The organism is Streptomyces sp. NPDC030814 (assembly GCF_055572155.1).
Genome location: NZ_JBVIDX010000006.1, coordinates 366,976 through 379,908, shown reverse-complemented (window position 1 = coordinate 379,908; position 12,933 = coordinate 366,976). Strand labels below are relative to the sequence as shown.

12 protein-coding genes are annotated in these 12,933 nt (G+C 70.4%); 7 read left to right on the top strand and 5 right to left on the bottom strand.

Annotated elements, in window-relative coordinates:
* Positions 1–9 precede the first annotated feature (9 nt).
* Positions 10–891: a helix-turn-helix domain-containing protein gene (locus ACZ43N_RS16530; protein WP_468098094.1), complete on the bottom strand. Its 882-nt coding sequence runs from the start codon at positions 889–891 to the stop codon at positions 10–12.
* Positions 892–1,139: 248 nt separating this feature from the next.
* Between ACZ43N_RS16530 and ACZ43N_RS16525 the strand changes: the two genes are divergently transcribed.
* The 5 genes from ACZ43N_RS16525 to ACZ43N_RS16505 all read left to right on the top strand — a co-directional run bounded on the left by ACZ43N_RS16525 (position 1,140) and on the right by ACZ43N_RS16505 (position 6,334).
* A complete protein-coding gene (locus ACZ43N_RS16525) occupies positions 1,140–1,571 on the top strand; it encodes an ATP-binding protein (protein ID WP_468098092.1) in 432 nt (143 codons plus the stop codon).
* Between the two features lie 124 nt (positions 1,572–1,695).
* Positions 1,696–2,202, top strand: coding sequence for a hypothetical protein (locus ACZ43N_RS16520; RefSeq protein ID WP_468098091.1), 507 nt, complete (start codon positions 1,696–1,698; stop codon positions 2,200–2,202).
* A 561-nt stretch (positions 2,203–2,763) separates the two neighbouring features.
* Positions 2,764–3,918, top strand: coding sequence for a sugar ABC transporter substrate-binding protein (locus ACZ43N_RS16515; protein ID WP_468098090.1), 1,155 nt, complete (start codon positions 2,764–2,766; stop codon positions 3,916–3,918).
* Between the two features lie 195 nt (positions 3,919–4,113).
* Positions 4,114–5,778 (top strand): hypothetical protein, encoded by a 1,665-nt coding sequence (locus ACZ43N_RS16510; RefSeq protein WP_468098088.1) that lies wholly within the window; start codon positions 4,114–4,116, stop codon positions 5,776–5,778.
* Between the two features lie 58 nt (positions 5,779–5,836).
* Positions 5,837–6,334, top strand: a complete 498-nt coding sequence (locus tag ACZ43N_RS16505) for a hypothetical protein (RefSeq protein ID WP_468098086.1) — start codon at positions 5,837–5,839, stop codon at positions 6,332–6,334.
* A 21-nt stretch (positions 6,335–6,355) separates the two neighbouring features.
* On the opposite strand, the gene ACZ43N_RS16500 is transcribed toward ACZ43N_RS16505, so the two are convergent.
* From ACZ43N_RS16500 to ACZ43N_RS16490, 3 genes are read right to left on the bottom strand one after another with little or no spacing between them, the layout of a single operon-like run.
* Positions 6,356–7,222: a transglutaminase family protein gene (locus tag ACZ43N_RS16500; protein ID WP_468098180.1), complete on the bottom strand. Its 867-nt coding sequence runs from the start codon at positions 7,220–7,222 to the stop codon at positions 6,356–6,358.
* A 5-nt stretch (positions 7,223–7,227) separates the two neighbouring features.
* A complete protein-coding gene (locus ACZ43N_RS16495; RefSeq protein WP_468098085.1) occupies positions 7,228–8,163 on the bottom strand; it encodes an alpha-E domain-containing protein in 936 nt (311 codons plus the stop codon).
* The gene (locus ACZ43N_RS16490) at positions 8,160–9,701 is read right to left on the bottom strand and encodes a circularly permuted type 2 ATP-grasp protein (protein WP_468098084.1); all 1,542 of its coding nucleotides are present in this window, start codon (positions 9,699–9,701) and stop codon (positions 8,160–8,162) included. Before ACZ43N_RS16490 ends, ACZ43N_RS16495 begins: the two co-directional genes overlap by 4 nt.
* A gap of 403 nt (positions 9,702–10,104) precedes the next feature.
* Here ACZ43N_RS16490 and ACZ43N_RS16485 point away from each other — a divergent pair, with 403 nt between their 5' ends.
* Positions 10,105–11,187 (top strand): helix-turn-helix transcriptional regulator, encoded by a 1,083-nt coding sequence (locus ACZ43N_RS16485; protein WP_468098083.1) that lies wholly within the window; start codon positions 10,105–10,107, stop codon positions 11,185–11,187.
* Here the strand turns inward: ACZ43N_RS16485 and ACZ43N_RS16480 are convergent.
* A complete protein-coding gene (locus tag ACZ43N_RS16480; RefSeq protein ID WP_468098082.1) occupies positions 11,141–12,160 on the bottom strand; it encodes a helix-turn-helix transcriptional regulator in 1,020 nt (339 codons plus the stop codon). The genes ACZ43N_RS16485 and ACZ43N_RS16480 overlap by 47 nt on opposite strands.
* Before the next feature lie 309 nt (positions 12,161–12,469).
* On the opposite strand from ACZ43N_RS16480, the gene ACZ43N_RS16475 reads away from it, so the two are divergent.
* On the top strand, positions 12,470–12,805 hold the full coding sequence (locus ACZ43N_RS16475) for a hypothetical protein (protein ID WP_468098081.1): 336 nt from the start codon (positions 12,470–12,472) through the stop codon (positions 12,803–12,805).
* Positions 12,806–12,933 lie beyond the last annotated feature (128 nt).

The following is a 12,933-nucleotide window of genomic DNA, read 5'->3' as shown; positions in this document are numbered from 1 at the left end:
CGGAACTCCTCAGAGGGTGTACAGCACATGCTGGATGAGAGCCAGCGAGTCCTTCACGGAGTGTGCTTCCGGGGCCAACGATACGTCGATAGGCGCGAGGGCGTACTTGGTCAGCCCGTCGAACAGCACCTCGTACTGGGCAAGGTTGTCGGGATCCCGCAAGTACTGGAATCCGGTGGGGTGCTCAAGCACCACCGTGCCGAGTGCGGGGACGGCGGGGATGGCGTGTACGAAGTTGCCGGTGAGGGCCGCGTGCGCCTGGGACGTGAAGGGGTAAACCTGAATGATCACGTTGGGCAGACGTGCGATCTCGACGAGGTGGAGCAACTGGTCGCGCAGTACCTGAGTTCCCCCGAATCGCATGCGCAGGGCGGATTCGTGGATCACCGCATGGACGGTCGGTGCGTTGTCCCGGGTGAGGACGTGCTGTCGCTCCATGCGGAACCTGAGCGTGTCCTCGATGTTCTCGAAGCCCAGTTCTGGGCTTCTGAACAGGGCCCGGGCGTAGTCGGCCGTCTGGAAAAGCCCTGGGATCAGCAGCGACTGGTGCATTCTCAGTGCCGCCGAGCCCGCTTCCAGCTCTGCCATGTTCAGGGGCCCTTGCTCCATGGGCTTCTTGTAGGCGGTCCACCAACCCTTGCCGGTTGCCTCCGACATGGCGATCAGGGCATCGACATACGTCTTATCTTTGCATCCACATAGCTGGCAGAGTTGCCGAAGTCGCTCCGTCAGGATCGTTGTCTTCCCGTTCTCGATCTGACTCAGCTGGGCCCGTCCCATTCCCAGCCGTTCCGCAGCTTCACTCGCGCTCAATCCTGCGTTTTCGCGCAGTTGTTTGAGTTCGTGGCCGAGTCGCCGCTGGCGTTCGGTGATGGTGGTGCGCAGTCCCACGGGTTACTCCTCGTCCGGTCGTGCAAAGTCTGTCCGGAGAGGGGGTGTTCGTCCACCGGTATGGGTGAATGGCTTGAAAATTGTAAACCTGTATCTCTACGGTGAGTGTGGAATCGGTCACGCACCGAGACCGGTCAACTCCCCCTGCCCATAAGCCGACAGAGCACCCACCGCGCCCCGGGCGCACGTGGGCGTCGCCATCGCCGGGCCGGGACCCGTCCCGCCGCCCCACCACCAGGAGCCCCCCCATGTACCCGGCCCGCGCCGCTGCCCACCGCCCCGCGCAACTCACGCACGAGTACAGCCTGTTCGCCCCCGCCGACTCGACCGCCCCGCGCCTGTGCCGGGACTTCGTGAGAGCCGTCCTCCTCACCCACGACCGGGAGGACCTCGTCATGCCCGCCGCCCTGTGCACCTCGGAGCTGGTCACCAACGTCCATCTCCACACCAAGGGCACGGCCATGCTCCGCGTCCGCCTGACCCCGGCCCGACTACGGGTCAGCGTGTTCGACGAGAGCGCGGACCCTCCGGTGGTGGTGCGGCCGGCCGCCGGAGTCGCCGCCTGCTGGGGGAGGGGGCTCGCACTCGTGGACGAGATGGCGGACGGCTGGGGCGTGGCGGACGGCAGGGCGGGGCGGTTCGCGAAGGGCGTGTGGTTCGAGCTGGGACTCGCGGGGTGAGCCGTTCGCGCGGCATCGGTTCGAGATGCGGTTCGCTGCACCGGGCACTGCCGACTGAACCATCCGGCCCGGAGTGATGTCTCATCAAGGGTTATGCGTACGGCGCTGTTTGGGGAGGGCACTCATGTCCATGGTCGGGCTGTTCTGGATCGCCGAGGACGGCGGGGTGTACGTCGGGGCCGAGCCGGAGGGATCCGGGCGTGCGGTGCGGCTGACCCGGGACGGGGTGCAGGGGATCGGGGTGGACCAGACAGGCCGGTGGCGCTGGGCGGACGTGCGGTCGGTCGTGGTGCGGGACGTGCGCATCAGGTCCGCCCGGCGGCTGGTGGTCACGGCCGCGGTCGACCTCGCGCTCAGCCTCGCCCAGATGGGCGGGGACATGCCGGGAGTCTTCGAGGTGCACGTCGAGACCGTCGACGGGACGACCGTCGAACTGGACGCCTACATGAGCGCGGCCACCGGCGGCTACGTCCAGTCCGAGTACGACCTCTCCGTCGACCTGCTCGACCGCATCGTGGACGGCACGGTGGACATCGGCGTCCTGGAGGAGTGGGGACGCGAGCACGCCGCGGAGGGCACCCGCCGGCGTGAGGAGCGCGAGGCGCTGCTGCGGAAGTGGGCCGAGGGCTGAGCGGCCCGGCACCGGAGGGGCGGTTACGGAACGTGACCGTCCCGAGGGTGCGTGAACCTTGGGGCCGGCCCCTGCGGTGATCTTCGGTAGGGGGCTCGGCGGGGCCTCCGGGGGCGAGTGGCGTCCGCCACCCGCCGACGCCCGTCGGGCGCGCGGGGAGCGGTCCGGTCGCGCCGCCGTAAGTGACGATCGTCCCGATCTTCGCCCACATGTCCGTGTGTGTCGCCGGCTGTCGTGTGTGAGGCCGGTCACCGCATCTGACCTGCCTTTTTGCTGAGCGGTGGCCTCTGTGGTGAGTCGCTCGTACCCGCGCCCGCCGTCAACTCGTGCCGCACCAGGGGCTGTTCGTTCCGTGGCGTACTCGGCGGTAGCTCGCGCCGTCCGGAGCGTGAAGGGCGCGCGGCGACACCGCGAGCCCCTTGCTTTACCCTCTTCACACCGAGACCACACAAGGCTGTTGTCATCTCGTTAAGTGATTACTCCTTGACGCTGAGGTGATCTCCGCGTTGGCTTTCAGCCACCTGGGTCTCAGTGCCGACCCACGCCCGGAAGGCCCTTGATGTGAACGCCCGTAAGACCAGCACGACCAGCACCAGCCGTATACGTCGTCGTACCGCTCTGCACCGCACCGCCACCGCTCTCGCCGCCTCCGCGGCGGCTGTCTCCCTCGCCGCCTGCGGTGTCGTGGACGTCGGCGGCAGCGCGGAGGCGAGCCCGACGAAGGGCGACGACATCACGGTGGGCGTTCTCTTCCCTGACAAGGACACCAAGCGCTACGAGCAGTTCGACCTGCCGATCATGAAGAAGAAGATCGCCGAACTGACCGACAACAAGGCGACGGTCCAGTATGCCAACGCCGACAAGGACCCGGAGACCCAGACCCAGCAGCTCGAGCGGATGGTGACCGACAAGGTCGACATCATCGTGGTCGACGCGGTGGACTCCAAGAGCATCGCGGGCGCCGTCGAGACCGCCGACAAGGCCGGCATCCCGGTCATCGCGTACGACAGGCTGGCCCAGGGCCCGATCGACGGCTACGTCTCCTTCGACAACGAGCTCGTCGGTCAGGTGCAGGGCCGCTCCCTGGTGGAAAGGCTGGGTGACAGCGCCGCCAACAAGATCGTCATGATGAACGGGTCGATCACCGACCCGAACGCCGCGATGTTCAAGGAGGGCGCGCTCTCCGAACTCGGCGACAAGGTGACGATCTCCGCGACCTACGACACCAAGGACTGGGACCCGGTCGCCGCCAAGGCCAACATGGAGGAGGCCGTCGGCAAGCTCGGCGCCGGGAACATCGACGCCGTCTACGCCGCCAACGACGGCATCGCGGGCGCCGTCATCGACGTCCTGAAGACCGCCGGTGTCTCCAAGATGCCGCCGGTCACCGGGCAGGACGCCGACCTGGACGCGGTGCAGCGGATCGTCGCCGGTGAGCAGTACATGACCGTGTACAAGTCGTTCCCGCTGGAGGCGAACGCCGCCGCCGAGATGGCCGTCGCCAAGGTCCAGGGCCGCTCCATCGAGTTCGACGCCCTCGCCAAGGACCGCGTCGACTCCCCGACCACCAAGGACATCCCCGCCCAGCTCGTCCCGCCGGTCGCGCTGACGAAGAAGAACATCGCGGACACGGTCATCGCCGACGACATCTACACCGTCAAGCAGATCTGCACGGCCGAGTACAAGGCCGACTGCGCCGCGCTGAAGCTGCAGTAGGCACCCGGGGACGACGGCGGCGGCCCCGAGTGGCCGAGCACGGCCCTCGGCGCCGCCGCCCGTCCTCGCCGCTGTCCCCCATCACCCGCTTCGCGCAGATCCTGTGGAGGACCACCCGATCGTCCCCTGCCAAGATCCCGCCATGGTCTAGGGTTTCGGCCTGTCATGTCGTGATCACGGGGGACGACTGTCGGGATGCCTCAACACAACGGGGACACAGCAAAGCGCCATGCGCGCACCATTGGCCCAACGGGGCCCCAGACCCATGCGGGGGGCACGGAGAGCCGCGCGACAGGCCACGACGCGGGCGCACCCGCGCGATGGCGCACGACGGCACCCCGTCGGGCGCCCTTCACCACCGCCTCCCTCACCACCGCGTCCCTCACCACGAGGCTGGCCCTGGCGCTCTCCGTCACCCTGCTCACCGGGTGCACCGCGGGCTCCGACGGCGGTGACGTCGAGCGTGGCGAGAAGCGCCCGGAGCGCGGCGGCGCCACCTCCGCCGCCCCCGCGTACGACGGTCCCCGCCTCCCCGGCTTCGCCGTGAGGCCCGCGTGGAGCCTCGCCGCCGACCATGCGGCGCCCGGTGTGCTGGACCTGGGCGGCACCCTGCTGTTCGCCAAGGACGCGGGCGGCGCGTACCTCAAGGACTTCGACGACGCCAAGGCCTTCCTGGAGCCCGACGCCTGGGACGGCGACGGCTACCGGGACCCGGCCCCGCAGGGCCCCAACCGTGTCCTGCACCTGTCGGAGGCGCCCCAGCCGCTGACGCTGGAGTTCCGGGACGCGAAGACCGGGAAACTGCGCGCGTCCCTGAAGGCGGCCACCGACTCGGTGACCCTCACCGGCCGCCACGACGGCGCCCCCGCGGTCGCCGTCGGTTCGTCGGAGACGGCCGAGTCCGACGGGCTGTCGGCGGAGACGACCACCTCGACGGTCGCCGTGTACGACGGCCGGGGGCGGAAACTGGGTGAGACCCCGGTGCGGCGGCCCGAGACGGGCCTGTACTACGCGGCCGCCCTCAGCGACGGCTACCGCGTCGAGCCCGCCGGCGCCACCGTGCGGCTCACCCCGGTGGACGGCGGCGCCGCCCGCACGGTCACCTGCACCGAAGAGGGCGCCGACTGCGTGTACGACCCGAAGACGGGGCTGATCGGCGCCGCCCGCGCCACCGCGCCGCCCGTTCTCGGCGGCTACTACGCCGGCTTCGAGAACGCGAGCGCCAGCGGGTCCGACATGGTCCGCATCACCTTGAGCGACCTCGCCACCGGCAAGAAGGTCTGGAGCAGCGCCGACGCCGAGATCCCGCCCGGCGTGGAGCTCTACGACAACGGCGACCCGGACCTGGAGCCCATGCCGGACTCCGAGACGCTCTCCCTGCTCCGCGTCGCCGACGGCAGGGTCCTCGTCGCCTGGCAGGCGTCCCAGGGCGACGCCGACACCTGGATCCACGCCTGGTACGACCTCGAGTCCGGTGCCCTGAAGGAGTCGTACGAGGCCACGCGGTCCGTCCTTCTCGCCCCGTCCGGCGATCTCGCCGCCGAGGACGCCGTACCGGGTGGCACGTTCACCGGTACGACGGTGTGGCGGGTGCCCGACGGCAAGCGGCTGTGGGCGCAGGAGGAGGGCTCCGGCGAGACCCCGCTGGACCCCGTGCGGTTCACCCGGGACGGCTCGGTCCTCTACGGCTACACCACCGCCGAGGACGGCACGGAGAAGGGCCTGGCCGTCGACCCACGCACCCGGAAGGTCCTTGCCAAGGACCTCCCCGCCGACCACGTCCCCGTCGTCGACGAGGCCACCGGCTACGGCCACCTCTCCACCACCGACGGCTTCTTCGCCTTCGCGCCGGCCGACTGACCTCTCCGCCCGGCCCCCTGACACCCCCCGCTCCACCCCACCTACCTGAGGAATCCCCTTGCGTACCCGTATGTCTGCCGCCGCCTGCGCCCTCCTGCTCGCCCTCACCGTCACCGCCTGCGGTGACGACGGGGTCGTGCTGCCGATGGCCGGTGACACGGAGGCGGTCGCCGCCTACGTCAACAAGAACGTGGGCTGCCAGGACACCGACTACTACTCGTCGTCCGATCTGGCGGAGATCCGCGCCGAGTTCAGCGACGCCATCGACGGCGGCGGCGACTGCGACGTCGACGACGACACCGACATCGACTTCCTGCACGTCACCGACATGACCGAGTTCCAGAAGGACCTCGCGGCGTCCGACGAGTCCGACGACAACGGCCTCATGATCGGGATGAACTTCGTCCTCGACGTGGACCGCGACGCCCACGCCCGGACCCTGCTCGACGCCGGCCTCCTCTACATCGACTGCGAGCCGGGCCTGGAGATCCCCGACACGTACACCCGCGTCGAGGCGGAGGCGGGCTGCGTGCTGACGAACTACGAACGCGAGTGACCGCCCCCTCACGCCACCCGCTCACGCCACCCGCGTGAACTCGATCGTCACCTCCGGCGGGCCCCCGGGCACCCCCCGGTAGATCCCCTTGTGCGGGGTGACGTCGTCGTAGTCCCGGCCGCGCCCGACGACGACGTGGGACTCGTCGGCGCGGACCCGGTTGGTGGGGTCGTAGCCGGCCCACTCGCCCGCCCAGTACTCGATCCAGGCGTGGCTCTGCCCGGCGACGGGCCGGTGCAGCTCCGCCTCGCGCTCCGGGTGGAGGTAGCCGGAGACGTAGCGGGCGGGCAGGCCGAGGCCGCGCAACATGCCCAGGGTGAGATGGGCGATGTCCTGGCAGACGCCCGCCCGCTGGTCCCACGCCTCGGCCGCGCTGGTGTGCACGCCGGTGGCGCCCGGAACGTACGACACATGGTCGGCGACCATCGACGACACCGCGACCGCCGTCCCGTGCACGTCGAGTCCGGCGGCCGCCTCCCGTGCCCGCTCGACCAGCTCCGCCGGGAGCGTCGTCCGGCGGGTCGCGGTCAGGTACTCCAGGAGCCGGGAGTCGGCGGTGGCCCGGTGGACCTCCGCCCAGGCGGGCGCGTCCGTGAGCGGCTCCGGCGGCGCCGTCTCCACCAGGCTGGACGCGGTGATCGTGAGGTCGCCGTGCGGGTCCATCAGGTCGAAGCCGGTGACCTGGGTGCCCCAGTAGTCCCAGTACGACCAGGTCGGCGTCGACGGGTTGACCAGCACCCGCGCGTCCAGGGTGGTCTGGCCCGGCATCGTGAGCGGGGTCATCCGGACCTCGTTGTGCGAGGAGGACGCGGGCTGGGCGTACGAGACACGGGTGGTGTGCCGGATGCGCAGGCGCCGGGTGGCGTTCGTCGCGGGGGGTGGTGTCATCGTGCTCACGCGCCTTCCTGGGCCCACTCGACGGGGCCCTGGTACGGGAAGAACTTCTCGGCCACCGCCTCCGCCGAGGCCATGCACGCCCGTTGCAGGTCCCGCAGCAGCGTGGGCAGTCCGGCCTCCAGGGACGCGGAGTCCAGGTATTCCAGGTGGGTGCGCAGGGCGCCGATCGGGCGGCGGGCCGGGTCCTGGCGGGGGCGGCCGAGCGCGGCGAGGCACTCCTCGGCCGTGGTCAGCGCGTGCAGCGCCGAGCGGGGGAAGTCCCGGTCGAGGAGCAGGAACTCGGCGACCTTGGGGCTGTCGCCGAAGCCGCCGTGCACGCGCGCGTACGCCTCGTCGGCGCCGCTCGCGCTCAGCAGGGTCGGCCAGTCGGGCGCGTGCGCGGCGTCCAGGACCCGCACGGACAGCAGCCGGACGGTCATGTCGACCCGCTCCAGGCTCCGGCCGAGGATCACGAACCGCCAGCTGTCGTCGCGGCTCATCGTGGAGTCCGCGAGCCCGAAGAACAGGGCGGCGCGCCGCCGCACCAGCTCCAGGTAGGCGTACGGGCCGCCGGTGCGGCGGGCGGCCGTGCGCTGGTCGGCGAGGGCGTGCCAGGTGGAGTTCAGGCACTCCCACATCTCGGAGGAGACGGCCTCCCGGGCGCTGCGGGCGTTCAGCCGGGCGGCGCCGAGCGCCCCTTCGATGCTGCCGGTGGAGTGCGCGTCGAAGGCCAGCCGGTCCAGGACCTGCTGCATGTCGCAGTGCCGGCCGGGCGCGTCGACGCCGAGGATCGCGTAGAGGGAGCGGCAGGCGGCGTCCTCGTCGCGCCAGGGGTCCTCCAGGAGGCGGTGCAGGTAGGCGTCGAGGATGCGGCCGGTGGCGTCGGCGCGTTCCACGTACCGGCCCGTCCAGGTCAGGGCCTCGGCTATCCGGGAGAGGATCACGTCGTTCACTGCTGCTGCGCCCCTTCCTGCACGACCGTGCGGGTGCCGTCGGGTCCGAGCTGGCGCGGTGCCTTCTCCAAGGGGCCGCTCTCCTCCTCGTGGCGCTGCTCGGCGGGGCCCTCGGCGAGCACCCAGGTGTCCTTGGATCCGCCGCCCTGACTGGAGTTGACGATGAGGTTGCCCTCCTGGAGGGCGACCCGGGTCAGCCCGCCGGGCAGCACCCAGACCTCGTCGCCGTCGTTCACGGCGAAGGGACGCAGGTCGATGTGGCGCGGGGCCATGCGTTCGCCGGCGAGGGTGGGGGAGGTGGACAGGGCGACGGGGCGCTGCGCGATCCAGCCGCGCGGATCGGCGAGGACGGCCGCGCGGGTGCGCTCCAGCGTCTCCCGGTCGGCCTTGGGGCCGATGACGATGCCCTGCCCGCCGGCCCCGTCGACCGGCTTGACGACGAGCTTGTCCAGCTGGTCGAGCACGGCCTCCAACTGCCCCGGTTCGTCCGGCCGGTAGGACTCGACGTTGGGCAGGACCGGTTCCTCGCCCAGGTAGTACCGGATGAGGTCGGGTACGTAGGTGTAGAGCAGCTTGTCGTCGGCGATGCCGTTGCCGACGGCGTTGGCGAGGGTGACGTTGCCCGCCATCGCGGCGCCCATGATGCCGGGGCAGCCGATCACGGAGTCGGGCCGGAAGTGGAGAGGGTCGAGGAAGTCGTCGTCGAGCCGCCGGTATACGACGTGGACGGGCATCTCCCCGCGCGTGGTCCGCATCCACACCCGGTTCCCCCGGCACACCAGGTCGTGGCCCTCGACCAGCTGCACGCCCATCAGCCGGGCCAGCAGCGCGTGTTCGAAGTAGGCGGCGTTGTTGGGGCCGGGGGTGAGGACCACGACCCGAGGGTCCCCGATGCCGCCGGGCGCGGCGGCCCTGAGCGCGGCGAGCAGCTTCTGCGCGTAGCCGTCGACGGGCAGCACGTGCTGTTCGGCGAAGAGGGACGGGAACACCCGGGTCATGGCCCGCCGGTTCTCGATGACGTACGACACCCCGGACGGCACCCGGACGTTGTCCTCCAGCACACGGAAGGCGCCCGCCTCGTCGCGTACGAGGTCGATGCCGGCGACATGGATGCGCACCCCGCCCGGAGGCTCGACGCCGTGCGCGGAGCGATGGAAGTGGGGGGAGTTGAGGAGCAGCCGCCAGGGCACGACCCCGTCCTCGAAGGCCCGGCACGGCCCGTAGGCGTCGGCGAGGTACGCCTCCAACGCCCGGACGCGCTGGGCGACTCCACGCTGGACGAGGTCCCACTCCAGGGCGTCGAGGATCCTCGGGACCAGGTCGAGGGGCCAGGGTCTCTCCTCGCCCGCGAAGGCGTAGGTGACGCCCCGGTCCGTGAACGCCCGGGCCATCTGGTCCGCCCTGAACCTCAGTTCGGCCGGTTCGATGGGCTGAAGCGCTGCCAGCACCGGCTCGTAGGCGGCCCTGACCTCACCCGGCCGCTCGAACATCTCGTCCCACGCGTCGGCCAACGCGTACGCGTCAAATATGTCCGCCATGGCCCGACGGTAAGCGCGATCCGTAACAAGCTGATCACGGTCTCGTTTCCGCCATCTTGCGGGAACGATCGTGACCAGCGGAAACGGAGGGTTTGAAGTACGGCCGCGCGGGGGAGGCGCTCCGCGCGGACCCCACGCGACCGACCCGCGCGCCCGGCCGCGCCCGGCGGCCGGTGGACGGAACGCGGCCCCGCCCCGTCGCGCCCCGGACTTCACAGCCCCTCCATCTGACACACGGGCATCGCTTCTTCAGCTTGTTGCAGAGCGCAATACCTGAGGGGTGGACAAGATGGAGCGGACAGGGGCTTTGTGGGGCAGGGGGACGGTGCAGTCGTGTTGCGGAGCCGGTGCGGGCCGCGCATAGTTGCGCTGCGAACAGGCTGGAACCGGGGGTGAGTTGTTCATGGCCGGGCACGCGACGGACGAGCATCCCCACGGTGCCGACCGGCTCTGCGAGGCCGGGGACCGGGTGTACGCCAGGGCCGTACGGCATGGCCGTCTACCGCGCGAGGACGCCGAGACCGTGCCCTGTCTGGTCGAGCTGGCCCTGCTGCACCCCGACCCCGACGACATGGGCTGGCTGGTTCCCACCTCCCCGCAGGAGGTCATGACCCGGCTGCTGCGCGGCGTCCACGCGGAGGTCAGCGCCAGCCAGGCCCGGGTGGGGGCGGCCGTCGAGGCCGTCGAGTGGTACGCGGGTCTCAGCGCCGTACGGCCGGGTCAGCCGGCGGAGGGCGCGGCGATCCGGGTGCTCGACGGGCTGTCCCGTATCCGGGCGGCGATCGACGAGGCCACCGACCGCTGCACCACCGAGGTGATGACCGTGCAGCCGGGCGGGATCCGGCGCGAGGACGAGCTGCGCGAGGGTCTGCACCGGGCGCTCGCCATGTGCCGGCGGGGCGTACGGATGCGGGACCTGTACACGCATGTGGCCCGGCACGGGCAGGGCCTGCACAACTACATGGACATGATGGGCGACGCGGCGGAGGCCCGCACCCTCGACGAGGTCGTGGAACGCCTCATCGTCTTCGACCGCACCGTGGCCTTCATCCCCGCCAACGCCGACCGCACCATGGCGCTGGAGATCCGCCACCCCGCCCTGGTGGAGTACCTGGTCACCGTCTTCGAACGGCTCTGGCGCCTCGGTATCCCGCTGACCGCCCCGCTGCCGTCCTCCGGTGTCGACGGCATCACCCACCGGGAGCGGTCCATCGCCGCGCTCCTCGCCGAGGGCCACCAGGACGCGGTCGTCGCCGAACGCCTCGGCATAAGCGTCCGCACCTGCCGCGCCCACATCGCCCGCCTCTCCGAGACCCTGGGCGCCGCGAGCCGCACCCAACTCGGCGTCCGCATCGCCCAGGTGGGGCTGGACGGCCCGCAGCGGCCGGGCACGGAGACCGCGGACGACCTGCTGTCCCTGCCCGCTCCCTCCGCGGCTCCTAGGGAAGCCGCTGTTCCTGCTCCAGAATCCCCGACTGCGCGATGAGATAGCCGAGTTGCGCCCTGCTGCCACTGCCGAGCGCCGTGGCCAGCTTGGCGATGTGCGCGCGGCAGGTCCGCACGTTCATCCCCAGGCGACGCGCGATGGCCTCGTCGACGTGGCCCTCCACGAGCAGTTTCGCGATGGAGTGCTGGATCTCGCTGATCCCGTCGGGAGCGGTCTCGTAGGGGGCGCCGGCGGTGAGGGGGACCGCTCGGCCCCACATGAACTCGAAGACCTTGACGAGGTAGCGCACGAGTCCCGGATGCCTGAGCTCCAGGGCGACCTGCTGGTCGTCGCGGGTGGGGATGAAGGCGACCGTCTCGTCGCAGATGATGAGCCGCTCCACCAGTTCGTCGATGGTGCGGTACTCCACCTTGCCGTTGGACAGTTGGGCCACGTAGGCCAGCTTCTCCGGGTTGTAGCGGGCCGTGTGCTGGTACAGCGTGCGGATGCGCACACCACGTTCGATCAACGGCCTGTCCCGCTCCAGGCCCTGCAGGAGGTTGCGCTCGGAAATGCGGTTGCTCGGCTGGACCGTGAGTACCTCGGTCTGGCATTCGGCTGTCGCCAGATTCAGTGCCGCCTGGATGCGTTCGCCGCCCTCCAGCACCGTGATGGCGTGAGTGGGCGTCGTCACCTGGGCGGTGAGGGTCATGAACGGCTCGAAGACGTCGGCGAGTTCGATCGACCGCCTGCGCTGCTCGGCGATCTCCCGTTCGATCGGGTTGAGCCGCTGGGCCAGCGCGACCGAAGGGGGAACCGGGCGGAGCCAGTTCGCGTCATCGGGATCGGGGTGGAGGAGGGCGAACTCCATGAGGCAGGGGGCGGGTTCCACGTCCTCACGTGCGAGGCGTCCGGTCCGCAGCGCGTGTGCATAGAGACGTGCTCCGTCGTCGCACAGATCAGCCACCGTGTGGGGATGTACCGACTTGGCCCGATTTTTACTCAAATCTCCACCCCCCAGGGTCCTGAACATGCAGGAACATGATGCATCGATTATGTGGCCATGACGTGCCCGAATGAGCCATCGTCGTATGCGACGGGGGAAGAGGGGACCTTCAAGTGAGGACGAAGCCGACTATGCGTAAGAGAATGCTTCGCTCGGTGCTTGTCGCCGCCTTCTCCACCGTTATCGCCCTCGGAGCCCTGGGTGACCTCTCCGAGGCGAAGCGTGACACTCGCGCGGACACCAGTTGGCCGGCGGTGGCGGAGTCGACGACGCTGGCGCGAGCCTTGGACACCAGTTGGCCGGTGCCTCCGGCCGATGGCGGTGCGAGGGCCTGACATGACGACTCCACCCGACGACCGATCCTTCCGCCGAGAAATGGCTACCGCCTACCGATCCGGTTGGCACTTCATCGACCTGGCCACCGCCATCCCCCACAGCGGTGACTCGTTGATGGTGACCGTGTTCGGTGAGCCGGTGGTGGTGACCCGGGACGATGACGAGGACATCCGGGCGTACCGATGTCTGCGGCGACCGCGCGGCGCGCCGCAGCCCGTGCGGTGTGCCGTCCGGTACGGGATGATCTTCGTCAATCTCGACCAGCGCGACCACCAGCTCACCGAACCGGAGACCCAGATCTCCTCAGCTGTATCAGCCACCCCCCGCAGTGCCTGAAGCGATTCCCCCGTCGTTTCAAATCGCTCAGGCGCTTCCCCCCAGCAGCGGGGGGGGGGGGGGGGGGGGAAGGGGGGGAGGGGGGGGGGGGGGGGGGGGGGGGGGGGGGGGGGGGGGGGGGTGTTTTT